This is a genomic window from Candidatus Vondammii sp. HM_W22, from assembly GCF_022530855.2.
Classification (GTDB): Bacteria; Pseudomonadota; Gammaproteobacteria; order Chromatiales; family Chromatiaceae; genus Vondammii.
On record NZ_CP099567.1, the window covers coordinates 26,052 to 53,040 of the forward strand.

General features: G+C 51.8%; 16 protein-coding genes. 6 read left to right on the plus strand and 10 right to left on the minus strand.

Annotation, left to right across the window (positions count from 1 at the left end; genetic code table 11):
• Positions 1 to 5: 5 nt before the first annotated feature.
• From MN084_RS00125 to MN084_RS00165, 9 genes are all read right to left on the minus strand, one after another.
• Positions 6 to 1,460, minus strand: a complete 1,455-nt coding sequence (locus MN084_RS00125) for a glutamate synthase subunit beta (protein ID WP_241085360.1) — start codon at positions 1,458 to 1,460, stop codon at positions 6 to 8.
• Entirely contained in the window at positions 1,453 to 6,114 is a 4,662-nt protein-coding gene (gltB, locus tag MN084_RS00130) for a glutamate synthase large subunit (RefSeq protein WP_241085359.1), read from the minus strand. Before gltB ends, MN084_RS00125 begins: the two co-directional genes overlap by 8 nt.
• A gap of 986 nt (positions 6,115 to 7,100) precedes the next feature.
• A complete protein-coding gene (gene aroB, locus MN084_RS00135; RefSeq protein ID WP_277400096.1) occupies positions 7,101 to 8,201 on the minus strand; it encodes a 3-dehydroquinate synthase in 1,101 nt (366 codons plus the stop codon).
• Positions 8,202 to 8,412: 211 nt separating this feature from the next.
• Complete coding sequence (gene aroK / locus MN084_RS00140; RefSeq protein ID WP_241085358.1) at positions 8,413 to 8,934, minus strand: shikimate kinase AroK; 522 nt, start codon at positions 8,932 to 8,934, stop codon at positions 8,413 to 8,415.
• A gap of 487 nt (positions 8,935 to 9,421) precedes the next feature.
• The gene (pilQ, locus tag MN084_RS00145; protein ID WP_241085357.1) at positions 9,422 to 11,608 is read right to left on the minus strand and encodes a type IV pilus secretin PilQ; all 2,187 of its coding nucleotides are present in this window, start codon (positions 11,606 to 11,608) and stop codon (positions 9,422 to 9,424) included.
• On the minus strand, positions 11,605 to 12,075 hold the full coding sequence (locus MN084_RS00150) for a pilus assembly protein PilP (RefSeq protein WP_330178247.1): 471 nt from the start codon (positions 12,073 to 12,075) through the stop codon (positions 11,605 to 11,607). The genes pilQ and MN084_RS00150 overlap by 4 nt, the downstream gene beginning before the upstream one ends.
• Positions 12,076 to 12,140: 65 nt before the next feature.
• The gene (locus MN084_RS00155) at positions 12,141 to 12,743 is read right to left on the minus strand and encodes a type 4a pilus biogenesis protein PilO (protein WP_241085355.1); all 603 of its coding nucleotides are present in this window, start codon (positions 12,741 to 12,743) and stop codon (positions 12,141 to 12,143) included.
• Complete coding sequence (locus MN084_RS00160) at positions 12,740 to 13,303, minus strand: PilN domain-containing protein (protein ID WP_241085354.1); 564 nt, start codon at positions 13,301 to 13,303, stop codon at positions 12,740 to 12,742. The genes MN084_RS00155 and MN084_RS00160 overlap by 4 nt, the downstream gene beginning before the upstream one ends.
• Position 13,304: 1 nt before the next feature.
• Positions 13,305 to 14,381, minus strand: a complete 1,077-nt coding sequence (locus MN084_RS00165) for a pilus assembly protein PilM (protein ID WP_241085353.1) — start codon at positions 14,379 to 14,381, stop codon at positions 13,305 to 13,307.
• A 229-nt stretch (positions 14,382 to 14,610) separates the two neighbouring features.
• Here MN084_RS00165 and MN084_RS00170 point away from each other — a divergent pair, with 229 nt between their 5' ends.
• Together MN084_RS00170 and MN084_RS00175 are read left to right on the plus strand one after the other, a co-directional pair.
• The gene (locus MN084_RS00170; protein WP_241085352.1) at positions 14,611 to 17,073 is read left to right on the plus strand and encodes a penicillin-binding protein 1A; all 2,463 of its coding nucleotides are present in this window, start codon (positions 14,611 to 14,613) and stop codon (positions 17,071 to 17,073) included.
• Between the two features lie 60 nt (positions 17,074 to 17,133).
• On the plus strand, positions 17,134 to 17,529 hold the full coding sequence (locus tag MN084_RS00175; protein WP_241085351.1) for a hypothetical protein: 396 nt from the start codon (positions 17,134 to 17,136) through the stop codon (positions 17,527 to 17,529).
• Between the two features lie 281 nt (positions 17,530 to 17,810).
• Here the strand turns inward: MN084_RS00175 and MN084_RS00180 are convergent, their stop codons facing one another.
• Positions 17,811 to 19,106, minus strand: coding sequence for a citrate synthase (locus MN084_RS00180; RefSeq protein ID WP_241085350.1), 1,296 nt, complete (start codon positions 19,104 to 19,106; stop codon positions 17,811 to 17,813).
• A gap of 478 nt (positions 19,107 to 19,584) precedes the next feature.
• Between MN084_RS00180 and mdh the strand changes: the two genes are divergently transcribed.
• The 4 genes from mdh to MN084_RS00200 all read left to right on the plus strand — a co-directional run bounded on the left by mdh (position 19,585) and on the right by MN084_RS00200 (position 26,985).
• Positions 19,585 to 20,520 (plus strand): malate dehydrogenase, encoded by a 936-nt coding sequence (gene mdh, locus MN084_RS00185; protein WP_241085349.1) that lies wholly within the window; start codon positions 19,585 to 19,587, stop codon positions 20,518 to 20,520.
• A gap of 12 nt (positions 20,521 to 20,532) precedes the next feature.
• Positions 20,533 to 21,804, plus strand: coding sequence for an ATP citrate lyase citrate-binding domain-containing protein (locus MN084_RS00190; protein ID WP_241085348.1), 1,272 nt, complete (start codon positions 20,533 to 20,535; stop codon positions 21,802 to 21,804).
• 86 nt (positions 21,805 to 21,890) lie between these two features.
• Positions 21,891 to 24,620, plus strand: a complete 2,730-nt coding sequence (locus MN084_RS00195) for a CoA-binding protein (RefSeq protein ID WP_241085347.1) — start codon at positions 21,891 to 21,893, stop codon at positions 24,618 to 24,620.
• A gap of 145 nt (positions 24,621 to 24,765) precedes the next feature.
• A complete protein-coding gene (locus tag MN084_RS00200) occupies positions 24,766 to 26,985 on the plus strand; it encodes an NADP-dependent isocitrate dehydrogenase (protein ID WP_241085346.1) in 2,220 nt (739 codons plus the stop codon).
• The last annotated feature ends 4 nt before the right edge of the window (positions 26,986 to 26,989 follow it).

Sequence of the window (26,989 nt, forward strand, 5' to 3'; positions counted from 1 at the left end):
TAGTGTTAGCGAGGGAGTTCAGAGTTTACCATCAGATACTCATCTACTGCCCTGGCGCATTGGCGACCCTCACGAATGGCCCAGACCACTAGGGACTGACCACGCCGCATATCGCCGGCTGTGAAGATCCCATAGTTAGAGGTTTTGTAGGCATTTTTTCCTTCGGTGGCGCTTTTGACATTACCACGATCGTCAAATTCCACACCCAGCTCTTCCAGCATGCCCTCGTGAACAGGATGGACGAAACCCATTGCCAGCGTCACCAGATCAGCCTTGAGTTCAAACCCAGAGCCCTCAATCTCGGACATCTGCCAATTGCCGCCCTGGTCCTTGTTCCATTCGACTTTGATGCAGCTAATAGCTTTGATACTACCATTACCATCATCAATGAACTCTTTAGTTGCCACACACCACATCCGCTCACACCCCTCTTCCTGGGAGGTGGAGGTGCGCATTTTGTTTGGCCAATAAGGCCAGACTGTCCCTTTCTCCTCTTTTTCCGGCGGCTGGGGCATGATCTCCAACTGGGTAATTGATGCCGCGCCATGACGGCTGGAGGTACCTATGCAATCAGATCCTGTATCACCACCACCGATCACCACCACATGCTTATCGGTTGCGGAGATAAACTGATCCGAAGGAACATGGTCGCCCTGTACCCGGTGGCTATTGGCACGCAAAAACTCCATGGCAAAATGGACACTGTTGAGTTCACGGCCAGGTATCGGCAGATCGCGGGACTTCTCAGATCCTCCTGCCAATACCACTGCGTCATACTCATCAATCAGTGTTTTTGCTGGGATATCCACGCCAACATGGGCATTGACCCGGAATCGAACGCCTTCTGCCTGCATCTGGGCCATACGCCGATCGATCACTTTTTTGTCCAGTTTAAAATCGGGAATGCCATATCTAAGCAGGCCGCCAACACGATTTTGACGCTCAAAAACTGCAACCCCATGACCGGCACGGGCCAGTTGTTGCGCGCAAGCTAAGCCTGCAGGACCAGAGCCGACAACTGCGACACGCTTCCCGCTTTTATGTTTGGCCACCTGAGGCTGTACCCACCCCTCATCCCATGCCTTTTCAACGATGGAGAGTTCAATCGTCTTGATGGTCACAGGTTCATTGAGCAGATTAAGCGTACATGCCTCCTGACAGGGAGCCGGGCAGATACGGCCGGTGAACTCTGGGAAATTATTAGTGGAGTGCAGCATATCTACCGCTTCCCGCCACTCACCACGGTAAACCATGTCATTCCAATCCGGTATCAGATTGTCCACCGGGCAGCCACTATGGCAAAAAGGGATGCCGCAATCCATACAACGGGCACCCTGCAGACCCAACTCCTCATCTGCCAGATCGATGGCAAACTCATGAAAGTGAGTTATGCGATCAGCCACTGGAGCATAACTGCGGTCCTGACGCGGATACTCCATGAAACCTGTTGGCTTACCCATAATCAATTATCCCCTTGACTGCTGCTTCACTGCCCGCAGGCTTCTGTTCCGCCTGAAGCTCTTTCAAAGCACGGTGGTAGTCGACAGGCATAACCTTGACAAATTTTGGCAGATATTTGCTCCAGTTGTCGAGTATCTTCCAAGCCACCTCACTGTTGGTGTAGTGCAGATGGTTTTCAATCAGCTGTTTCAGACGAATGGCGTCAAACCGGGTCATATCATGGCTGACATCCACCCGGCCCTTGGTCTCCAGATCACCGCCCTGATGGTCCAGCGCTTCCAGCACATCGTCCTCTTCCTGAATAGGCTCCAAACTCACCATCGAGAGATTACAGCGTTGGGCAAAACCGCCTTCCTCATCCAATACATAGGCGATACCGCCGGACATACCAGCGGCAAAATTGCGCCCGGTGGTGCCGAGACAGACCATGATGCCACCGGTCATATATTCACAGCCGTGATCACCAACACCCTCGACCACTGCACTAGCACCTGAGTTGCGCACACAGAAACGCTCACCGGCAACGCCACGGAAATAGCATTCACCACTGATGGCACCATAGAGCACGGTGTTACCGACAATGATGTTATCCTCGGCCTTGGCGATGCCCGTCTCTTCCGGTGGGTATATTACCAGTCGGCCGCCCGAGAGCCCTTTGCCGGCGTAGTCGTTACCTTCACCCGCCAGTTCGAGGGTGATCCCGTTGGCCGTCCAGGCACCAAAAGATTGTCCAGCAGTGCCTTTCACTTTGATGTGAATGGTGTCATCCGGCAGTCCGGCATGGCCGTATTTCTCAACCAGACGCCCGGAAAGCATGGTACCGAAGGTACGGTTATAGTTGTGAATATCGATATCGATATTCACCGCTTCCCCATTATCGATCGCCGGTTTGGCTTGTTCGATCAACTGGTGGTCGATGGCTTTGTCCAGGCCATGGTCTTGAGCCCCGGCGTTATAGATGGAGACGCCTTCTTCGGCTACCGGTTTGGTCAGTATGCGAGAGAAATCAAGCCCCTGGGCCTTCCAATGATTGACCGCCTTACGCATATCCAGGCGATCCATCTGGCCAATCATTTCATCAAAATTACGGAAACCCAGTTTCGCCATCAATTGGCGAACCTCCTCCGCAACAAAGAAGAAGTAGTTGATCACATGCTCCGGCTTACCGGTAAAGCGTTTGCGTAACTCCGGGTCCTGGGTGGCCACACCAACCGGGCAGGTATTAAGATGGCATTTGCGCATCATGATGCAACCTTCGACAATCAATGGCGCTGTGGCAAAGCCAAATTCGTCAGCACCCAGCAGAGCGCCCACAATCACGTCGCGCCCAGTGCGCAAACCACCATCCACCTGAACCGCAATTCGGCCGCGCAGCTTATTCAGCACCAGTGTCTGATGAGTTTCTGCCAGCCCTATCTCCCATGAGGAACCGGCGTGCTTCAGTGATGTAAGCGGGCTGGCGCCGGTACCACCATCGTACCCCGAGATAGTCACATGATCGGCATGCGCCTTGGAGACACCTGCCGCCACTGTGCCCACGCCCACTTCCGATACCAACTTGACCGAAATGCGTGATTTAGGCTGCACGTTTTTCAGGTCGTGAATCAGTTGGGCCAGATCCTCGATCGAGTAGATATCATGATGAGGCGGTGGTGAAATCAGACTCACACCCGGCGTAGAGTGGCGCACCCGTGCAATCTGGGCGTTCACTTTGTGACCTGGCAACTGACCGCCTTCACCTGGCTTGGCACCCTGGGCCATTTTAATCTGAATATCGTCCGAGTTTACTAGGTATTCCGTGGTCACGCCGAAGCGTCCGGACGCCACTTGTTTGATAGCCGACCGTTCCGGATTGCGGCTGCCGTCTGCAAGCGGTTTAAATCGCTCCGGCTCTTCACCCCCTTCACCGGTATTCGACTTGCCGCCCAGCCGATTCATGGCAATCGCCATCGTCGAGTGAGCTTCATATGAGATCGAGCCGAAAGACATGGCACCTGTTGCAAACCGCTTCACAATCTCCTTGGCAGGCTCCACCTCATCCAGTGGCACCGGCTGATCGGCCATCTTGAAATCGAACAGGCCACGGAAAGTCAGCAGCCTCTCCTCCTGCTCGTTGATCTCCCGGGAAAACTGTTCATAGGTGCTCGAGTCATTGGCACGTGTCGCATGTTGCAGCTTGGCAATGGTATCCGGAGTCCAGACATGATCTTCGCCCCGCAGCCGGTATGCGTAATCGCCACCCACATCAAGGTGCTTGTTATAGATCGGGTTATTGCCATAGGCATTGGCATGCCAGAGCACCGCTTCCTCCGCAATACCGTCAAGTCCGGCCCCTTCTACCGTGGTGGCGGTGCCCGTGAAGTATTTCTCCACAAAGGCTGAAGTCAGCCCGACAATGTCGAAAATCTGCGCGCCACAGTAAGAGTGATAAGTGGAGATTCCCATCTTCGACATCACCTTCTTCAGGCCCTTGCCCAGGGCCTTGATATAGCGTTTCTGGGCCGCATCAAAGCTGAGCTCTTCAGGCAATCTGGGCAGCATCGCCTGGATGGTATCGAATGCCAGGTAAGGATTGATCGCCTCTGCACCGTAGCCGGCTAGCGTTGCAAAATGGTGGATTTCAAGTGCTGCGCCAGTTTCTACTACCAGACCTGATTCAGTCCGCAACCCCTTGCGGATCAGATGGTGGTGAACAGCAGAAGTGGCCAACAGCGCGGGGATCGCAATATTGTCGGCATCCATCCTGCGGTCAGAGAGTGTCAGAATATTGAAGCCCTCCAATACCGCCCTCTCGGCTGCCGCGCAAAGTGCTTCAAGTGCTGCGCCCATGCCTGCAGCGCCCCGCTCTGCCAAGAAGCAGATACTGAGCGTACGGGTCTTGAATGCCCCATTCGTCTGATCTTCGATATTGCGAATACGCTCCAGATCGGTATTGGTCAATATCGGCTGGCAGACCTCGAGCCGCATCGCCAGTTCATCCTGACCAAGACCCAGCAGGTTAGGGCGCGGGCCGATGAAAGAGACCAGAGACATCACAATCTCTTCGCGTATCGGATCGATGGGCGGATTCGTTACCTGGGCAAAATTCTGCTTGAAGTAGTTGGAAAGATGCCTGGCACGGCTTGAAAGTACCGCAGGCGGGTTATCCGCTCCCATGGAGCCGGTCGCCTCCTGACCCGTGAGAACCATGGGTGTGAGCAGGAACTTCAGGTCTTCCTGAGAATAACCGAAAGCCTGCTGTGCATCTAGCAGGGTGTCTGCATCCGGCGACATCGAGCTGACCACCTCGGGCAACTGATCAAGGCGTATCTGGGTTTTGTCCAGCCACTGCTGATAGTCGTAGGATGAGGCAAGCCGCTCTTTGATCTCCGCATCATCGATAATACGGCCCTCTTCCATATCGATCAGAAACATCTTGCCCGGTTGCAGCCGCCATTTCTTGACGATCTTCTCTTCCGGTATGTCCAGCACCCCCATCTCCGACGCCATCACCACCAGACCATCATCGGTGATCAGGTAACGGGCGGGGCGCAGGCCGTTGCGATCCAGGGTAGCGCCAATCTGACGGCCATCGGTAAATGCGACGGCAGCAGGGCCATCCCAGGGCTCCATCAAAGCCGCGTGATACTCATAGAAAGCACAACGCTTCTCATCCATCAATGGATTACCAGACCAGGCTTCAGGAATAAGCATCATCATGGCGTGAGCCAATGAGTAGCCGCCCTGAACCAGGAGCTCGAGTGCATTATCAAAGCAGGCTGAATCAGATTGGCCTTCCGGTATCAGTGGCCAGACTTTCTCCAGATCCGCATCGAGAACCTCAGATGCCATGGACTGCTTACGGGCGGCCATCCAGTTGACATTGCCACGCATGGTATTGATCTCGCCATTATGCGCGATCATGCGGAACGGATGAGCTAGATCCCAAGTGGGAAAGGTATTGGTGGAGAAGCGCTGATGCACCAGCGCCAAAGCGGAGGTGACACGCTTATCACACAGATCGGGAAAATACTCCCCCACCTGATCCGACAACAACATCCCTTTGTAGGTAATAGTCCGGGAGGAGAAAGAGGTGAAGTAGAAAGAGGCTTTACCCTCCCCCTCCATCGCCGATTCACGAATCACATTCTCGATCTGTTTACGAATGACAAACAGCTTGCGCTCAAATGCATTCTGATCGGTTCGATTGTTACCATTGCCAACAAATATCTGACTAATCACCGGCTCAGTAGGCTTCACACTATCACCCAGCCCCTGATTATTCACCGGTACATCACGCCAACCGAGGACGATCTGCCCTTCCTCTTCAACGAAACGGCCAATAATTGCTAGCGCCTCGGCCCTGGCGGCAGAGTCACGCGGTAAAAATAGCAATCCGACAGCATACTTTCCCGCCTCAGGAAGCTTGAAATCAACCACACCGCGGAAAAATTTATCCGGTATCTGCAACAGAATACCTGCGCCATCACCCGCACGCGGATCCGCACCCACGGCACCACGGTGAGTCAATCGATTGAGGATCTCCAAACCCTGCTCGACGATCTTATGGCTCTTATGCCCCTTGATATTAGCGACAAATCCGACGCCACAGGCATCATGTTCGTTACGGGGATCGTACAATCCCTGCTTCGCTGGCAAAGCCCCTTGGCCCATCGTAAACCTCATTTCTTCGGGGCAGAAAACAGCCTGAGGCTGTCTCTTGCCCACATAAACAGCGGACGTCACATTTCAGAAAATACGTATCTAGTTATTCGCCCCGAAATAGCCAATTTTCGCCGAAACTCGGATAAATCAGCCGAACAGAACTCTGCAGGATAATGGAGATCAGTCTATCAGGCTAGTTTTTTGACTCTATCAACCACATAAAATAGAAATTTATTTCATTTTGGGGACCACACAGCAATCTCGCCGTGCCGCTATTTTCAAAAGGGCAATAAAAGGCTCTCTGCCGCACAAATTTAACGACCCTTGATAATTGCTGAACCGATTCAAAAGGCCTGGGCCAGACATCATTGCGGCATACAGCGCCAAGCAAACCGGCTACCGCTTTCACCACCGTTTTCCGATCAACATAAACACCGGGCACAACAGAGTACCTGGGCCTGCCTCTCCGCCTTAAAACAGGCCGCCTCCCTGGTAAGCTTGTGACGCTGGATAAATGCCTAGGCAGCCTAAACCCTATTAATTGCAGCGTATAGACTGCCGGGTCGCGACTCAACAGCCACGCTTCCCGATGAAAACTCTCCCCCTTAGCATGAATAGTGCGACAAGAGTCTCCCCCGGCAAAAGATACGCATTGTTAATGGCAGCCACCGCAAGCCACCTCTGGCTTTTCAGGCATCAAGATGATCCATCAAATGATCGAAAATCTGGCTGTTATCAGACACATCCAAACAATCTAACAATAGGGAAAAGAATCTATTAGGTTGCAGCATTGGATGCTGCATCAATCAATACATTAAACCGACCACTCTTCTCTGCGCCGCCAGGAGCGCGAATACGCAAGATGCGGTCACTGTTATCCGTCATGTGCCTAACCAAATCCAGACGCGGTGGCAGTTCTGGTGTAGATAGAGAACCGAGGCAAACCCTAACCCTCTCTATCAACCTGCCTTAAACTGACGCTCTCCATCTCTTGTTCAGACATACCTCCTTCCATATTCTGCCAAAGTTTCTATTAGCGCTCCGCTATCAAAATCCTCTGTGATCAAAGAGTTACCAATGCCTTCCATCAAAACCAGCCTAATCTTTCCGGTCACCACTTTTTTATCCACCGCCATCAGATCGAGAAAGCGTTCTGTATCCATAGCAGCCGGAGGTGAAACCGGTAGCCCTGCCTTTTGAATCAGATCAATTATTCGATTGGCATCTTCTTCAGCAAGCCAGCCGAGGCGCAGTGAAAGATCAGCCGCCATACACATGCCGGTTGCCACAGCTTCACCATGTAACCACTCACCATAACCAACACCAGTCTCAATGGCATGGCCGAAGGTGTGTCCAAGATTTAACAAGGCACGATGTCCAGCTTCAAATTCATCTGCAGCAACCACCTCTGCCTTATCATGGCAGGAGCGCTCAATAGCATAGCAAAGCGCTTCAAGTTCTCTGCTCCGCAGTCTGGAGATATTGCTCTCCAGCCAGGCAAACAAATCAGGGTCATCGATCAGGCCATATTTGATTATTTCAGCGATACCTGCCGAAAGTTGCCGATCATCCAGGGTATCTAGGGTTTCCGTATCTGCAATAACGCACTTAGGCTGATAGAAAGCACCAATCATATTTTTCCCAAGGGGATGATTGACCCCTGTCTTGCCACCCACCGATGAATCCACTTGTGCGAGCAATGTTGTTGGCACTTGCACAAAATGAATGCCTCTCTGATAACAAGCGGCGGCAAAGCCTGCCATGTCTCCGACAACACCGCCTCCCAGCGCAATAATCGTGCATTGGCGGTTTAATCGTTTTGTCAACAAGGCATCAAAAATGGTTTGCCAGACTTCGAGGGTTTTAAATTGCTCACCATCCGGAAGAACAACCGTCTCGACTTGAAAACCTGTCAGGCCATCTAATAATTTATTCAGATAGAGTGGCGCAACGGTTTCATTGCTGACAACCATCACCTGACGTCCTGGAATATGGCGCTGATAGATCGCCTTATCGCCAATCAGTCCGGAACCGATATAGATAGGATATGAGCGTTCGCCCAAATCCACATTGAGTATTCGAATCTCTGCATTCAACTGAAATCACTCTGTTTTGCTTAGATATTAGATATGTAACCACACGGAAGCCGATTCGACTATGGATGCCCTGCTGCACTCCAGGAGGTATTAAGAAAGCATGGAGAACCCAACTTCAAAAAGTGTCTGCGCAAGAATACCGCAATCAAACGTGCAGCATCTCTTGGAAGTGAACTCTCCATACCTTCCGCCACACAGGCATAGCAACAGGCTACTCCGACTGGTATCGCTGAATTATCTCTCTGGTTACTGCGGAGGCACCGCGTTTTTCCGTGGTCACAACAATGTCTGCAGTCTGCCGATAGAGCGGCTCTCTTTCTTTGGCCAGCGCCTGAAGTTTCTTAAGTGGGTCCTCGGTCTGCAGGAGCGGTCGGTTGCGGTCCCTGCTGGTCCGCTCATATTGCTGCTCGGGACTGCAGTAGAGATAGACAACGAACCCTCGGCTGCTGAGATTGCGCCGGTTATCCAGATCCAAAATACCCCCCCCACCCGTTGCCAAAACCAACCCTTCCTGCTGGGTCAGCTCATCTATAACCACTTTCTCTCTTTTGCGAAAACCCGATTCTCCTTCAAAATCGAAGATCGTCGGAATATCCACCCCGGTGCGCCGCTGAATCTCATGATCACTATCATCAAACTCCCAGCCGAGATGGTTTGCCACCTGCCGACCTATCGTCGTCTTTCCCGCACCCATAGGTCCTATCAGGAAAATATTTTTCAATCGGTTAATCATGTAACATGATATGCCAGATTTAGGCCGCTCAAGCAAGATAAAGGATTGGATACTCAAAAGTAACTGCCTTAACTTAGCTGATACCCAGCCGATAATTGCCAAAAGTCAGGCGCAGAGGCCAGAAGAAAATTCCTTGTTTCTCAGCACTCAATCTTTGGGTCTTCTTGGCAAACGATATGTCCGCTCACAGCGGCTTCCTAGTGGAAGCTTGAGTATATTCTCATCCTCCTACCGAGGCCAATCAGGAAGACATAATCACTTTTTCGACTACCAGATAAACAGAGAGGCCTCTCTAAGCAAGCAAATATTGCCTAAATCGTATTAACAAACGCTTAGTAGAGCCTCTGATTAATTCTGAAATCGAATGGATGACGAGTTAAAGTCTTCCAGATCAAGGCGGAAATTGCCAGTAATAAGCTGGCTATAGCCAAGACTTTCAACGCAAAGCCGGGGAATTTCAGCCGTCAGACACCGATTCATGAATTGATCAGAGGCCCCTCCTTAGGCTCCCTTTTAGAATCTTCGGCGTTACAAACACCAACAATTCGGTATGCTTATTCTTGGTCATCTCCTGCTTGAACAGAAAGCCAACATAAGGCAGGTCACCAAAAAATGGAATCTGCTCCCTCTTGTTGTTTTCAGTCTGCTCAAAAATACCGCCAAGTACAACCGTTGCACCATTATCAACCAGTACAGTAGTCTCTATCTCTCGGGTAGCGACAGGCGGAACACCAAGAACAGAGCGTCCAAAATCAGGGTTATCCTTATTGATTACCAGATCCATCATGATGCTGTCATCCGGTGTAATATGAGGCGTCACTTCTAATTTCAGTACCGCTTCTTTAAATGAAACTGAGGTAGCTCCACTGGATGAGGCCTCCTGATATGGGATCTCAACGCCTTGTTTAATGATAGCGGTATGCTGATCCGAGGTAATCACCCGGGGACTGGAAATAATTTCTCCACGTCCTTCCTGCTGCATAGCTGAAAGTTCCAGCTGCAGAAGATAGGAACCGAGTTTACCGAGAACAAGATTCAAGGCACCGCCTCTTTCAGCACTCAAGATCTGGGGAAGATTGACCAGAAGCGCCTCCTTTGTGCTACCTGCAGGATTTTTAACACCGGGAGCCTTTCCAAAAGAGCCTTCAAGGTTTCCCGGCAGACCACCGCCAAGAGAAACAAAATTACCACCACCCAGTTTAAGCTCAGTATTGACCCCAAAGCGAACACCGATATCCCGGGCGAAATCATTATTAGCAATGACCACACGCGACTCGATCAACACCTGTCTGACCGGAACATCCAGACCGACTATCAGCCGCCTGATATCTTCCAGCCTAGCGGCCGTATCCTGCACCAGAAGTGTATTAGTACGCTTATCCACCGCCACATTACCACGTCCAGGAGTTAGCAACTGGTTGTCCTCGGATTTAAGCAACCTCCGTATATCCCTGGCCTTTGCGTAGTTGATCTGCATAAACTCAGAGTGGAGAGGCGCAAGCTCGTCGATCTGCTGCTGGGATTCAAGCTCCAGCCTCTCCCGGGCAACAAGCTCTTCAGTGGGAGCGATCAGCATCACACTACCTTTCACCCGCTTGGACAGGCCATGGGTCTTAAGGATAATGTCCAAAACCTGATCCCAAGGCACATTCCTCAGCCGCAGTGTTATGCGACCACGAACAGTACCCGATGTGACCAGATTGATGTCGGTAAAGTCAGCTAATAGCTGAAGCACTGCCCTGACCTTTATGTCCTGGAAATTCAACGACAACCGTTTGCCGGTAAACATTTTTTTCCTGTCCAGAAGCCCTTGCTTCTCAGCTTTGGTCAGCGGCCGAAACTCGACCGTGTACAATTTGTCAGCCTGAAAGGCAAAATACTCATATTCACCGGTCGTGGTAATGCCCACATGGACATTCCGGCCTCGGGATGAAACCTCGAAACTTTTCACCGGGGTAGTAAAATCAGAGACGTCAAATTTACGCATCAAACGCTCGGGTAACGATGTGTTCATGATTTCAAGAACAATCCGCCCACCCTCGGTGCGCATATCGACAATATTAGAGGGATCACCAAGCTCGATAATTAGTCGGCCTTCGCCTGAATCTCCCCGACGAAAATCAACATTGCGTATACTTCCATTGGTCGCTGGTGTGACAGCAGAGGCCGAGGCAAAAGAACTTGTGAGAGTACCGCTTGCAGCTTGCTGTTGAGTTGATTGGTCGCCACCGTCGATTATGACCATAACCCGGTTACCTTCGACCTGTATATCGTGGCTAGCACTGGCCACCAGATTAATGACAACACGGGTCCGGCCACCTGCCTCTACGGCAGTGACACTCCGCGCCATACCAATGCCAACAGACTGGGTCTTGCGCACCAACCCGTTGCTCATATCAAAAAAATCCAAAGCAATGCGCGCGGGATTATCCGTGGTAAATAATTTTGGCGGATCCAGTACATTCTCTGCTATCAAAACGATACGTACGGCCCCTCCCGGCAAAGATGAAAAGCTCATCTCTTTCAGAACATTGCCTGCAGCATGAGCCGACATAGCACCAATTGCTACTGCAATCAGCGTCATTGCCATCAGCGCTCGGAACAAACATGAAATGAACGGCATGCAGCCTCCAATTTCACTCCGCTGTTTACGATCCATTGGCTTGTCATTCATCTGTTATTCTCTTGGTTATCCCTCAGCACCAAAGAGGCTTGTCGCTCACGATAGCCTCCACCAGGATCTGAAACGATCTCGGTCAGCTCTACTTTATTCTCAGTAACCTGGGTGATCTGGCCATGACTCATGCCCATATAATTCCCTGATTTCACTCTATATATAGTGTTTTCCCGGTTCAGAATCAGCGCCCATATCACTTCATCCTGTTCCAGAACCCCCACCATCCGTAACGAGTCCAGCGGATAGCTCTCCAGCTCTTCCTTATGCCGATTTGAGTCGGGATATATCCCGTTATCCGCATTTTCAAACTCTGATCCTTCCTCTCCCGACAGTAGCGCGAATGGGTCACGCCGCCCGTCACCCACATAGGCGAACGTCTTAATCTGTTCGATCTCTGGAAGGGGCTCAATGTACCCCGCTTTGAGTGACTTCACCTGATCTACAAAACCGTACAGATCCTGCATGCTTTTATCGGCACAAGCACTCAATAAAGGCAGCGCAATGAGAAGCGGCCACAATATCAGCCTCCTCATTTCCCCGTCTCCTCGTCAATATATCGGTAAGTCTTCGCCGTCGTTTCCAGTACAAGGTTGCTGGCGCCGTCATCTTTCTTAAACTGCTTGGTAACAGTCACATTATGCAGAGTGACGATACGCGACAGCGCGGCCAGCCCACTAACGAATTTACCAAATTCGTGATAACCGCCCTCCACCCTGATTTTGATCGGAAGCTCAGCGTAGAACTCACGCTGCACCTCATCCTGGGGGTCAAAAAGCTCGAATTCCAGGCCTGCCCCCAGCCCAGTCTGTGAAACATCGATCAACAACTCACCCACTTCAGTCTTGTCGGGCAGTTGGCGAAGCATCGCGCCAAACGATGCCCTCATCTCTTCGAGCTGCTCCTTGTATTTTTCCAGATTGACAGCCTTGACCTGCTTCCGCTTAAACTCCTCGCGCAGATCCTGCTCTTTCCTCTCTGCCTTCTCCAGACCCAGCAGCTGCTCTTCCGTGTCATAGTAGTACCAGCCAATACCCAGCCCCACGCAGAGGACCAGCACAAGAAACGCTTTAACTGCGTCAGGCCAGTTACCTATATTGCTGAAATCCAGCTCGTTCAGCTCTTCCAGCTTCACTTATACCCCTCCTTGGCCTTGGCAGATATCTGCTTGGCTTTCAGCGTAAACTCACTTAAAGCAACTGCAGCCTGCTCCTTATTGGAAACGATCTGCAGCTCGGGCTTACCCAGCCAAAGTGAATCATCGATATTCTTCATATACGCCGATACCCGCGCATTGGACTGAGCCTTGCCGTCAAGTGTTATGGCGTTGGCGGACTGAGTTAACCTTACAAGATGGATACCTTCAGGAATTGTCGATACCAACTCATCAAACAGGTGAACAATCTCCGGCCGACTGCTCTGCAGCGACTGAATCACAGTCATACGGGCAATAAGCTTGGCTTTCGTCGCCTCAAGCTCTTTGATCTCCGTGATTTTTTTATCAACGATCACAATTTCGCGCTTCAGGAAGCCGTTGCGTTGATTCTGGTGACTAATCAACTCTTCAACATAAAAGCGGGCACCACCGCAGGCGGCACCAGTCACCAACAGAGCCAACAGAGTGGAGGTAACAAAGTCTCTCTGACGTTTTTTGCGTAGATTATCTCGCCACGGCAGTAGATTAATTCGCGCCATGTCAGTCGAAGCTCCTCAAAGCAAGCCCACAGGCGATCATCAATGAAGGCGCATCGCTGCTCAAACCCTGGTTTTTGACATGAGATGAGACCGACATGTTAGCAAAAGGATTGGCTACAATGGTTGGTGTGCCCATCTTCTCTTCCATCAACTCATCCACACCAGGAATGGAAGAGCTGCCACCTGCCAGAACAACACTGTCGACACTGTTGTATTGGCTTGAGGAGAAAAAAAACTGCAGAGACCGACTGATCTGCTGGGCCATTGCCTCCTTGAACGGCTCCAGAACCTCAGTAACATAATTATCAGGTAAGCCGCCCTGACATTTTGCCATCCCTGCCTCCTTGAGTGAAAGGCCATATCGACGCTGTATTTCTTCTGTCAGCTGCCGTCCGCCGAAATTCTGCTCCCTGGTGTAGATGATTTTTCCGTTATTCAGTACATTCAGCGTAGTGGTGGTGGCACCAATATCTGCAATGGCCACAATCTGGTCACCGCCGACTCCAGGGAGCTGATCGGCGATCTGCGTGAACGCATTTTCCATTGCGTAAGCTTCAATATCGACCACCTCGGCAGACAGCCCCGCAATCTCCAATGCAGCGACACGATCGTCTACATTTTCGCTACGCGATGCGGCCAGCAAAACATCCATCATTTCCGGATTTCTTTCTGAAATATTCAGTACCTCAAAATCGATATTCACCTCCTCCAATGGGTAGGGGATATACTGGTCTGCTTCAAGCTGGATCTGCGTCTCCATCTCCTGATCAGAGAGCGATACCGGCATGGTGATGATCTTGGTGATAACTGCAGAGCCAGATACTGCCACCGCAGCTGATTTTGCCTTGGTGTTGGATTTACGAATGACATTCCTGATCGCCTGCCCAACCGCATCCACATCGGCAATATTTTTCTCCACGACAGCGTCAGCAGGAAGCGGCTCAACTGCATAGGCTTCTACACGGTACTGCGCGCCGGAACGTCTAGATGATTGACTTAATTCAAGCAATTTTACTGCGGCAGAGCTGATGTCCAGGCCGAGTACCGCCCGTTTTTTTGACCCGAAAAGAGGGTGCATTGTGTTTCCTTACTCAGCAGTGGTGTTACCACGTTACGAAAAACCCTGAGGGTTTTCTTTATTAAATCTAGCATCCTTTAACTAGCTACATACCAGCAAATGATTTTTTTGTGAAGTGTTTTTTACACTGTTGCCCTTCCAGTGTTGTTTTCAGTTATTTTTGATAGCATACACCTTTCCTTAGTCTCTATTCTGTATGCCGTAGAATGATAAAACCGTGACACAGCGCATGAAGTGGTTAATCAAGTCCCTGAAGCTCCTTTTCTGGCTCAGCCTAATCGGCGGAATTGCCGAAATTTTGACGGTCGGCGGCCTCTATTTTTATTTTGAGCCGCAATTACCCTCGACGGAAAATCTGAGAAACACCAAATTCCAGGTACCGCTGAGGGTCTATAGCAAGGATCTAAAACTCATCGCAGAGTTTGGTGAAAAGCGCCGTATTCCGCTTACCTATGCAGAGATTCCGGAACCTATGGTCCGGGCTTTCCTGGCCGCAGAGGATGATCGCTTCTTCGTACACCCAGGCGTCGATTATCAGGGTCTCCTGAGAGCTGCCTACCTGCTCATCACAACAGGCGAGCGACGACAGGGTGGAAGTACCATCACCATGCAGGTCGCCCGCAATTTTTACCTGTCGCGGGAAAAAACCTTTGCCCGTAAATTCAATGAAATACTCCTCTCTCTGCAAATTGAAAAAGATCTGTCGAAGCAGGAGATCCTCGCTCTCTATCTGAACAAGATCTACCTGGGTAATCGGGCCTACGGCGTAGGAGCTGCAGCCCAAGTCTATTATGGAAAGAGTGTTGATCAACTTACCCTCGAACAGACAGCAATGATTGCAGGCCTGCCAAAAGCGCCATCGAAGTATAATCCTCTGGCCAACCCGATGCGAGCCTTACTGAGACGTGATTATGTACTTGGCCGAATGGCCCATCTGCGCTCTATCAGCGAAGCCGAGCGCCAAGCTGCCGTCAAGGAACCGGTGACGGCATCGCTCCACCGGGCTCAGGCAGCAGTGGAAGCACCATTCGTTGCCGAAATGGTCCGCTCAGAAATGGTTAGCCGCTATGGCAAAGAGGCCTATACCAGCGGTTACAAGGTTTATACCACCATCGACAGCCGGCTTCAAACAGCGGCAAACAGCGCTATCAGACAAGCACTGCAAGCCTATGACAAGCGCCATGGATACCGCGGTATCGAACGCCACACAGACATAACCAACATCGGGAACGACAATGAGCTGGATGAACTGCTCAAGGACGAAAAAGTTCTCGCCGACCTGCTACCGGCCATCGCCACCGAAATCGATGAAAAGAGCGCGACTATCTATATAAAGGGGGGTGAGCGCACCACCCTCGACTGGAAGGCATTGAGTTGGGCTCAACCCTATGTTGACGAAAACCATCGCGGTCATCAGCCAGAATCTGCCGGAGCCGTGATTAAACCAGGCGACTTTATCCGCGTAGTGAAGGAGCAATCAAAAGAGGGGGTTGGCTCTTGGCGGCTGGCACAAATACCGAAAGCGGAAGGTGCGCTGGTCTCACTGGAACCTGATGATGGCGCCGTTATCGCTCTGGTGGGCGGATATGATTTCTATCATAGCAAATTCAATCGCGTCCTCCAGGCAAAGCGCCAACCCGGCTCCGGTTTCAAAGCCATTATCTACTCTGCCGCCCTGGAAGCAGGCTTCACCCCTGCAAGCCTGATTAACGACGCTCCCGTGGTATTTGACGATCCCAGTCTCGAAAGCGCCTGGCGTCCAGAAAACTATAGCGGAAAATTCTTTGGCCCAACACGCCTGCGCTACGCCCTGATAAAATCCCGTAATTTGGTCTCGATCCGGCTGTTACGGTCAATGGGCATCAACCATGCCCTGCAGCATGCCAAACGCTTCGGCTTCAATCCAGACGAGTTGCCGCACAACCTGTCGCTCGCCCTGGGAAGCGGTGCCATTACCCCGATGCAGATGGCAACCGCCTATGCCGTACTGGCAAACGGTGGCTACCGTATCGAGCCCTATTTCATCGAAAGAATTGAAGGGTATCAAAAAGAGATTCTGTTCCAGGCCAATCCTCCACTGGTATGTGAAAAGTGCAGTGAAACCAAAACAAAACTGGCTCCTGAGAAGAATGAAACCTCCTTCGGGGCTGACAATACCGCCGAGGAGGTTAAGCCGCTCATTGCCCCACGGGTTATCAGCCCCCAGAATCACTACCTGATGAACTCTATGATGCGCGATGTCATCACCCGGGGCACAGCCCGTCGCGCCCGCTCACTGGGGCGGAATGATCTAGCTGGGAAAACCGGCACCACCAATGATCAGCGAGATGCTTGGTTCAATGGCTTCAATCGCTCTCATGTCGCCATTGCCTGGGTTGGCTTCGATTCATCAATGCCACTGGGTAAAGGAGAGGTAGGTGGCCGTGCGGCCCTGCCAGCCTGGATCAGCTATATGCAGGAGGCGCTAAAGGGTGTAGAAGAGGCGCCCTTAAGAATGCCCCCCGGCATGGTAACCGTACGAATCGACCCAAAAACAGGAAAAAGGGCCAGCGTGAACCAGGATGATGCTATTTTTGAGGTTTTCCGCTCAGAAAATGCGCCAACAGGGAGTACAGACCCCCAATCGGTAAATAATGGAACATCTGGGAGTAGCGAAAATAGCAGTTCCACTGAGGAAGAAGAACTATTTTAACCTAGCACCTCACCCCTCTGATACACCAGCAGAGCACTTAAGCAGAACGAGTCCAGCACAATGTCACCTGATATAAGGCAGCGAATCGCCCTGGAAGCAGCACGCATAATAGCTGGCCAGAATTATCTCAGCATCGCAGAGGCCCGGCGAAAAGTAGCCAAACGACTTGGCCGTACAAAACGGCAACAACTACCGGACAACCAGGAAATAGAAGATGTCCTGCTGGAGTATCAGCAACTGTTTCAGTCGCAACATCAACCCGCCGAGTTAAAGCAACTCCGTGAACTGGCATCGACTGCCATGCGCTCACTAAAAGCGTTCCATCCATTACTGACGGGCGCTGTGCTGACAGGTTCTGCAGATGCCGGTATCATCAGGCGTCACCTGTTTTCTGAGACAACAGACAGAGGTGATACTGTAGTTCCTGGAACAAAAAATCCCCTGGGAAGAGTCTGATGCTACTATTAACTATACTGACAACACCCCAGCCCGGCGACAACTGCTCTCATTTCAGGCAGGGGAAACCGGAATTGAACTGCTGATATACCGCCGCTGGATCGGCGCAACCCGCCCCTCCGCCCCCCTGAACGGAAGGCTGGAGAGAGGCGCACCGCTTGCCAGTGTATTGGAAATGCTGGAAAAGAGCCAGGAGCGCGCTCTTCTCCATAACACCGAGCAGAAGTTAAAGAGAGGGTATGGGGACACCACGCACGCCTTCAAATCATGATATTAACGGGTTAGCGTTTATCCATTGACCTATAATCCCGCTCTCCCGCACCGGTATAAATTTGACGCGGCCGCCCGATCCGCTGCTTTGGATCAGCCATCATCTCAAGCCAGTGGGCCACCCAGCCTACCGTTCTGGCAATGGCAAACATCACCGTTAACATATTGTTCGGTATTTTTAGTGCGCGGTAGATAATGCCCGAATAGAAATCCACGTTGGGATAGAGTTTCCGTTCGACAAAATACTCGTCATTAAGGGCAACCTGTTCCAGCTCAAGTGCCAGCTCAAACAAGGGATTATCCTCCGCCGAAACCGTCTTCAACACTTCATGGCACATCTCCCGGATAATCGTTGCGCGAGGGTCAAAATTCTTATACACGCGATGACCGAAACCCATCAGGCGGAAAGGATCGTCTTTGTCTTTAGCCTTGGCGATGTATTTATCGATCTGGGAGACATCCCCGATCTCATTCAGCATATCCAGCACCGCCTCATTTGCGCCGCCGTGGAAAGGCCCCCAGAGAGATGCTATGCCCGATGCGATACAGGCAAACGGGTTGGCCTGGGAACTGCCCGCCAGTCGTACGGTGGAGGTACTGGCGTTCTGTTCATGATCGGCATGCAGAATAAACAGCAGGTTCACCGCCTTCACCGCGACAGGATCCAGCTGATAATCCTCACAAGGCGTGGCAAACATCATTCTCAGGAAGTTTTCGCAATAATCCAGATCATTGCGTGGATAAATAAAAGGTTCACCAATACTGTGCTTGTAACTGGCTGCCGCAATGGTCGGCATCTTTGCGATCAGGCGATGAGCGGAGATTTCCCGATGCCGGGGATCATGGATATCCAATGAGTCGTGATAGAACGCCGAGAGGGAACCCACGACACCCACCATGATTCCCATGGGGTGGGCATCATGGTGGAATCCACCAAAGAAGCTCTTCAGTGTCTCCTTAACCATCGTGTGGTAACAGATATTGCCCTTGAATATATCGAATTGGATGCTCGTAGGCAGTTCGCCGTACAGCAACAGGTAAGACACTTCCAGATAATTGCTGTTTTCCGCAAGCTGCTCAATGGGGTATCCGCGATAGCGCAGGATACCCTTGTTACCGTCAATATAGGTAATTGAGCTCTTGCAACTGGCAGTCGCCATAAAGCCCGGATCGTAAGTAAAAACACCCATATCCCGGTAAAGAGTGGAAATATCCAACACTTCTGGACCTTCTGTACCCAAATACAGGGGTAATTCAGCAGAGAGCCCATCAGTACTATTGGTCAAATTAACGAACTTGTTTGTCATTAGTTTTACTTCTCCAAGTATAAACCGGATATTGGACGGCAATTTATATCAAATCAATCCCCCACCCACAACACAATCTCCAGGCAATGCAGCCTAATTTTACCCACTCATTCTGAAAATCAACAAAAATCACACTGTACGATTGTAGCAGTCAAAACCTCTTGGTAAGTGCACTACGGCAACACCCGACGCACTCTTCCGGAGCTGCCGGGGCAATAGGCTATCGGAAATCATGTGCATTTTGGGGACTGTAATATATCCCAAAACGTATCACGAGACCGAAGACACACTGGTGATTCTCGCTATCTTAGATAAGATTTACTTATACCAGAGTGCATATATTATATTTCATGTTAATAATAGACTCTGCAACAGTAAGATCCTTCTTATACTCTGCAACAATTTTAAGACCCATTTTATGCAGGATAATTCGTGCTGCAATTATGCACATAATATTCGGAACATCAGAGGATATTGGATGCCCAGAAAAAAGATTTCTCTAGTTGGCGGTGGCCAGATTGGCGGCATACTCGCCCTAATTGCCGCACAAAAAGAGCTCGGCGATATCACCATCGTCGATCTTCCACAGCTGGAAGACCCGATGAAGGGAAAAGCGCTGGACCTGATGGCGCTACGCCCGCACGATGGATATGACGTTAATATCTCAGGTAGTGGCGACTACGCGGCCATTACAGGCTCAGATCTCGTCATTATCACTGCCGGCCTAGCCAGAAAACCGGGAATGACCAGGGAGGATCTTCTTGAAATCAATCTTAAGATTATCGAAAGTGTTGCGAAACAGATCAAACAACACGCCCCTGACGCCTTCGTCATTCTCACGACAAACCCCCTGGACGCCATCGTCTACGCATTCCATAAGTACTCAGGCTTTTCCAAACAGCAAGTGGTAGGCATGGCCGGGAGTCTCGACTCAGGCCGGTTCAAAGCATTTATTGCGATGGAGACCGGGCTCTCTGTACAGGATGTATCCGGCATGGTCATGGGTGGCCATGGACCCGCCATGATCCCCCTGATCCGTACCGCCAGCGTCGGCGGTATCCCTCTCGTAGACCTACTGACAACAGAACAGATTGACGCCATCGTCAAGCGCACCCAGCAGGCGGGAACCGAAATTGTCAAACTACTGGGGAACGGAAGTGCCTTTTACAGCCCGGCAGCGGCCGTGATAGAGATGGCGGAAGCCTACATAAAGGACAAAAAACGCGTCATACCCTGTGCTGCACTTTGCGAAGGTGAATATGACATCGATGGTTATTTTGTCGGTGTCCCGTGCATTATCGGCAGTGGCGGTGTTGAAAAAGTGATTGAATTTGATCTCACACCTGAAGAGCAGAGCCAACTTGAGAAAACCATTGAAGCAGTTAAAAAGACTGTGGAAGAGACAGGCATCTAGGAGTAACAAAAAATGCAGATTACTGGCATGTATTGGGGTGCAAAACTCCTCAAATACGTTGACTTCCCCACCTCTGAGGTGCTTGGGCCAGAGGCCACAAACGAGCAGATCAAGGTGCTGATAGAACGCCATGGAGAAATATTCATCAAACCAATGTTCAAGGGCGGCGTAGGCAAAAAGGGCAAAGCGGGCCTGCTCGGCAGAGCCAGCGATCTACCCACAGCGATGAAAGAGAAATCACGTCTCTATTTCGCTGAACATCTCCACAACAACACCTTCTCCAAGGCCGAAGGTGTCACCTTCGAAGGGAGTGTGCCGGCAGAGCAAGAGATCTACTTCTCACTCACCGACAGCACCGAGTTCCGGGCACCAATGATCACCCTGACTCACCACGGCGGCATGGATATCGAGGAACTCCCTGCAGACAAGATAGCACGCATCCCTTTTGATCCACTCACCGGACTCAAGGGCTTTGTTATCTCCAACGCCCTGCGTAAAATCGGTGCACCAAAAAAGCTGGTAAGTCCACTGGTGCAGAATCTGCCAAAACTTTGGGACTTGTTCCATAACTACGGCATGACCACCCTGGAACTCAACCCGATCAGGATGAAGCCAAGCAAGAACGGCCGGCTACTGCCGATTGCCTGTGACTTCAAATGCGCCTTCGATGATAATGACCCCAACGTCAGACGATTGGGCCTGCCGGAAGATCTGGATACCTCAAGCTACTCCGATTTCGAGCTGGAGGTGAATCAACTTCGCACTTACCAGGGCCAATCTGACGTCTTCGTCATTAATGATCAGGGCAGCATCACCACCATGACTTTCGGCGGCGGGGCCAACGCCCTGGTGACCGAACTGCTGGGTGACGCTGCAACCATCTCCTCGGACTTCGGCGGCAACCCGCCCTATGCCAAGATGCATGACATCAGCCGAATCGTCTACAAGTATTGGCTGGAACAGTCCAACGTCCTGTTCATTATCGGCGGTAAAGCCAACAATACCGATATCTATGAAACCTTCCGCGCCATGGCCGATGCCCTGCGCGACCATTTCAATACCTACGGCCACCAACCGCTCTATGTGGTGGTCGGTCGCGGCGGACCCAACCTGATCCGCGGCATGGGTTATCTACGCGACACCTTGGATGCCCTGGGCCTGCCATATCACATGTTCGGATACGACTCAGCGATGAGTGAAGTGGTCAACTTTGCACAATCCGCTGATGACTGGATGAAGCAGGGCGGTCGGGAAATCGTCGCGAAGAAAATGGGCATTGCCTAGGGGCCAGCGAGGCTCCCGGTAACCAGGACTATGAACACTACTCTCAGGGCCAACAAAACAGGCCTTGAGCAAATGAGGAAGCGAACATGCATCCAGAAGGCGTAAAAGCATTTCCCCACTACTACGTGGGTATAGATTCACTGGCGGATTTCGCCGTGAAGGAGGACCGGGTCTGCGTCCTCAACATTACCGGTGGCGAAAGCCGTGGTGTCACGCCGATCAGCCATGTCTACTCCGGTGGCAACATCATCTGCGGAACCGCTCCTGGCCGCTCCGGCTCGGTAATGAAGACGGCGGCAGGCGAGATACCGATCTATGACAACGTAACCGAGGCGGTGGATGATGGTTGCGAGTTCAACACCGTAGTGGTCTACCTGCCCCCTGCCGGGGTCCGTGATGGCGTCATCGAAGCCGTACGAGCCGATCCCAACCTAAAACGAATCATCATACTCACGGAAAAAGTACCGGTGCGCGATGCCCGGGTGATCCGCGCCATTGGTCAGATGCACGGTATCGATATCTTTGGCGGCAACTGCCTGGGAATTGCCGATGCCCATAACCACGTTCGCATCGGGGGCGCCCTTGGTGGCAATGCCCCCGAAGAGTCCCTGCTCCCGGGCTCGGTTGCCATCTTTTCCAACTCCGGTAACTTCACTACCACCATCGCAGTCTATCTGGCCACCGGCGGATGGGGCAGCACCGTCTCACTCTCCTCCGGTAAGGACATCTACATTCACTACTCGGCACCGGAATGGACCAATGCATTCCATAACGACGAGCGTTCCACCTCGGCTGTCATGTACATCGAGCCGGGCGGTTACTATGAACGTGATCTGGAATTCGACAAACCGGTGGTGGCCTGCGTGGTCGGCCGCTGGAAGGCAAAGCTGACCAAGGCCTGCGGCCATGCAGGTGCCATCGCGGGCAGCGGCGACAACGCCTCCGCCAAAGAGGCCTGGTTCATGGAGAAATTCGCTGTTGATGAGATATTCACACCGGAGAATCCTGTTTGCTCGGAAAAAGGGGCAGTGGTCATCAATATATCCCACATCCCCCTCGCCATGACTGCGGTTATGGCAAAGCGTGGAGTAAATCCCGATTTTGGACCGGTCGGCGACCTCTCGATGAAATGCTGGTTCAGCAACACCCAGGGGATTGATCTGCCACCCGAGCTGAACCCATCGGTGGTGACGGCACTGGAGCCCTACGATCAGCAGATTGCCGGATTGGATGACCAGGTGGGCGTGGTATTCCCGCGTCAAGTAATGAAAGACACTTCCGGCGCCTCGATGATGGATCCAAAAACCCAGGTATCGAAAATCCACGGCACCAGCGTACTGGATGCGTCCACCCACAGTTTCGAAGAGAATCTGGTACAGAGCCTGATACGAGAGTACCCCAACGCCAACAGCACCACTCTGGCCAACACCGCACTGAACGCCTTCATCAATCAGCATGGCCATATCGGGCTGGCCGCCGCTGATGCCGCACGCGAGGCCGGCAACAGCCCCAATACGGCATTGTCCGCCGCTGTCGCAATGCTCGGGCCCAGCAAGGTAGAGGCGTCCCGCGCTACCGTCAAAACCCTGGTGAATCTATTCAAGAAGAGCGGCCTGGAAGATCCTGCCAATGTGAATTTCGACTTCCGCAGCCAATTGGAAGAGGCATTGACCGGCGAAGCCAGGGAGCTGCTGATTTCTGATGCAAAATGCAGCCATGGTGCAGCCATCATGGATGCTATTGAAGGGAGCGGCGCCCACTCTCTATTCATCGACTTTCTTAAGGCCCTGGCTGACAAGAGCGGAGGCTGCATCCGAGGGCAGGTTGTACTGGGCGCTATCACCACCCATCTGGCCTGGAGCGCGTTGATGCGCAAACGGATCAACCTCTCAACCACGGTGAACATGCCATGGCACTTTCGACTGTTCAGCACCCTGGTCGGCTCGGCTGCCAGCGCCGAACAGCAGTCAGCCAACGAATTTTGTGGTATCTCTAATGGCAAGCTGATGAACAGCTGGAGCTTCTCTGAGACCGCCCATCTGGCACTGTTTGGCAGACGGCCAAGCGAAGGTGAATTGTACGCATTCTCCGTGCTGCTGGGACTGATTGTCACCAATGGCCCCGGCACCATCTCCGCCCAAGGTGCCAAAGGCGCAGTCAGTGCCGATGGCCCGGAGGCACCGGAGCGAGTCCAGATCAACAAGGGTTACATCGGTTTTCTTACCCACACCGGTTACGCCCATGGCGGCAACGGTTTCGAGGCTATCGCTTTTCTTGTCGATCGTTTCCGCGACTCCAGCCTGACTGACCCCGGTGCCGATGACCATGGTCTGAATCTGAAAGAAATGGCGACCAGCTACGCCAAAGAGTACCGGGCGTACAAAAAACAGGCCAAAGCCGAAGGCAACCCATCCTATGCCAAGATCCCCTGCGTCAATCACCCGGTTTTCAAGGGTGAGCCAGTTAACTTCGATCCGAGGGAGGTCTTCGTCAACGATCTTCTGAAAAATCGCAGTAACTACAACGTCTTCCTCGAGTTCTATCATGAGTTGGTGCAGGCACTATTTGACACAGGTGTCAGCCGCAATGTCTACTGCGTCAATGTGGATGCGGTAATCGCGGTGATCCTACTGAAAATGTTGTGGCAACCCTATGCCAAGGGTGAGATCAGTAACAACACCATGGAATCTGCTGCATTTACCACCTTCCTGTTCGGACGTATGATCGGCAGTGCCGCCGAGATTGATGACCATACCAATCGCGGTCGAAACATGGATACACGTACAGCGGCCAGTCGGTGCAGTTACGCTGGCTAACCGAAAGCTCTCCATATAGCTCTGCGGGTAGAGAGAGTGGAAGTCCGCTTCCATTCCCTCTCTCGAACATCTACACGGTGTTATTGAGAAGTAACATTTTAGTGTAATACGCTCACCTTTAGGTCAGTAATTTTGAGGAAAAAGAATGTCAAAAATCATTTGGACAAAAACTGATGAAGCACCCGCGCTGGCAACCTACTCGTTGCTTCCTATCATCAAGATATTTACCAGGGCGGCGGGCGTTGAAGTTGAGGCAAGAGACATCTCCCTTGCTGGCCGAATTATTGCAAATTTTCCTGATAATCTGACGGATGACCAGAAAATACCGGATGAACTGACTGCATTGGGTAAATTGGCAAAGAGACCCGAGGCCAATATCATCAAACTGCCTAATATCAGTGCCTCTATTCCCCAGCTAAAAGCTGCCATCAAAGAGTTGCATGAAAAGGGCTATAACCTGCCGGATTATCCGGAGAGTCCGCAAACCGATGCGGAGAAAGAGCTTAAAGCCCGTTATGCAAAAATCCTCGGCAGTGCCGTAAACCCGGTCCTGAGGGAGGGCAACTCAGACCGCAGGGCACCTGGCGCAGTCAAGAATTTCGCCAAAAAATATCCACACTCCATGGGAGCATGGAGCCCTGACTCAAAATCCCATGTCGCCACCATGAGCAGTGGCGATTTCGCTGCCAATGAAAAATCCATCACCCTGACCGAAGTGATCAATGTGAAGATTGAATTCGTCGGAGTAGATGGCCAGATTACGGTTCTGAAAAAGAGCACCCCACTCGAGGCAGGCGAAGTGGTTGATGCCACCTTTATGAGCAAGAATGCCCTGACCACTTTTCTCAAGGACCAGATGGAAGATGCCAATCAGCAGGGTGTGCTGTTCTCTCTGCACCTGAAAGCCACCATGATGAAAGTCTCCGACCCGATGATTTTTGGCCATGCGGTCAGAGTCTTCTACAAAGATGTTATTGAGAAGCACGCAGACACCATTGAGAAGCTGGGCGTTAATTTCAACAACGGCCTAGGAGACCTCTACAACAAGATCGAAAATCTACCAGCCGACAAGATGGCGGAGATCGAGGCGGACATTCAGCAGCAGTACAAGAGCCGTCCCGCTATCGCCATGGTGGACTCCGACAAGGGCATCACCAACCTGCATGTGCCCAGCGACATCATTATTGACGCCTCCATGCCCGCCGCGATCCGCGCATCAGGACAGATGTGGGGCCCCGATGGCAAACAGCACGACACCAAGTTTGTCATTCCGGATCATAGCTACTCACCTCTCTATCAGGCGACAATTGATGACTGCATCGCCAATGGTGCCCTTGACCCAACCACGATGGGTACAGTTCCAAATGTGGGGCTGATGGCCAAGAAGGCAGAAGAGTACGGTTCTCACCCCACCACTTTTGAATCCCCGGGCAATGGAACCATCCGCATCGTCGATGCCAATGGCAACACCGTCCACGAACATGCCGTCGAGGAGGGTGACATCTGGCGCATGGTGATGGTAAAAGACGCACCGATCCAGGATTGGGTAAAACTGGCAGTAACCCGTGCCAGGGCGACTGGCTGGCCCGCTATTTTCTGGCTTGACGAGGACCGCGCACACCACGTAGAGCTAAAAAAGAAAGTGGACCAATACCTGCAGGATCACGACACCAGTGGACTGGATATCCGCATCATGTCCGTCTATGAGGCGACAAAACTCTCCATTGAGAGAATGCGTGAGGGTAAGAACACCATCTCCGTAACAGGTAACGTACTGCGTGACTACAACACAGATCTGTTTCCGATCCTTGAGGTGGGCACCAGTGCCAAGATGCTCTCCATCGTACCCCTGATGAATGGCGGCGGGCTGTTCGAAACCGGTGCAGGCGGTTCAGCACCGAAGCATGTTCAGCAGTTGGTAAAGGAGAATCATCTGCGTTGGGACTCTCTGGGCGAGTTTCTGGCCCTGGTACCCTCATTGGAGCACCTGAGCAACTTAACCAAAAATGCCAAAGCTCAGATCCTGGCGGATACTCTCGATCAGGCTACCAGTAAGCTTTTGGATAACGGTAAAGGACCATCACGCAAGTGTGGCGAACTGGATAACCGCGGAAGCCACTTCTATCTGGCAATGTATTGGGCAGAGGCGCTGGCTGAACAGACAAAAGACACAGAGCTGCAGGCGAAATTCGTCACCCTCACAAAAGAGCTTGTCGCCAACGAAGAGAAAATCGTTGAAGAACTGAATTCAGTCCAGGGACAGCCGGTAGATCTTGGCGCTTATTACTGCCCGGATGAGGAGACAATGACCGGCATTATGCGCCCCAGCACAACCTTTAATGCAATAATGGATGCGCTTGGTTAGTAAA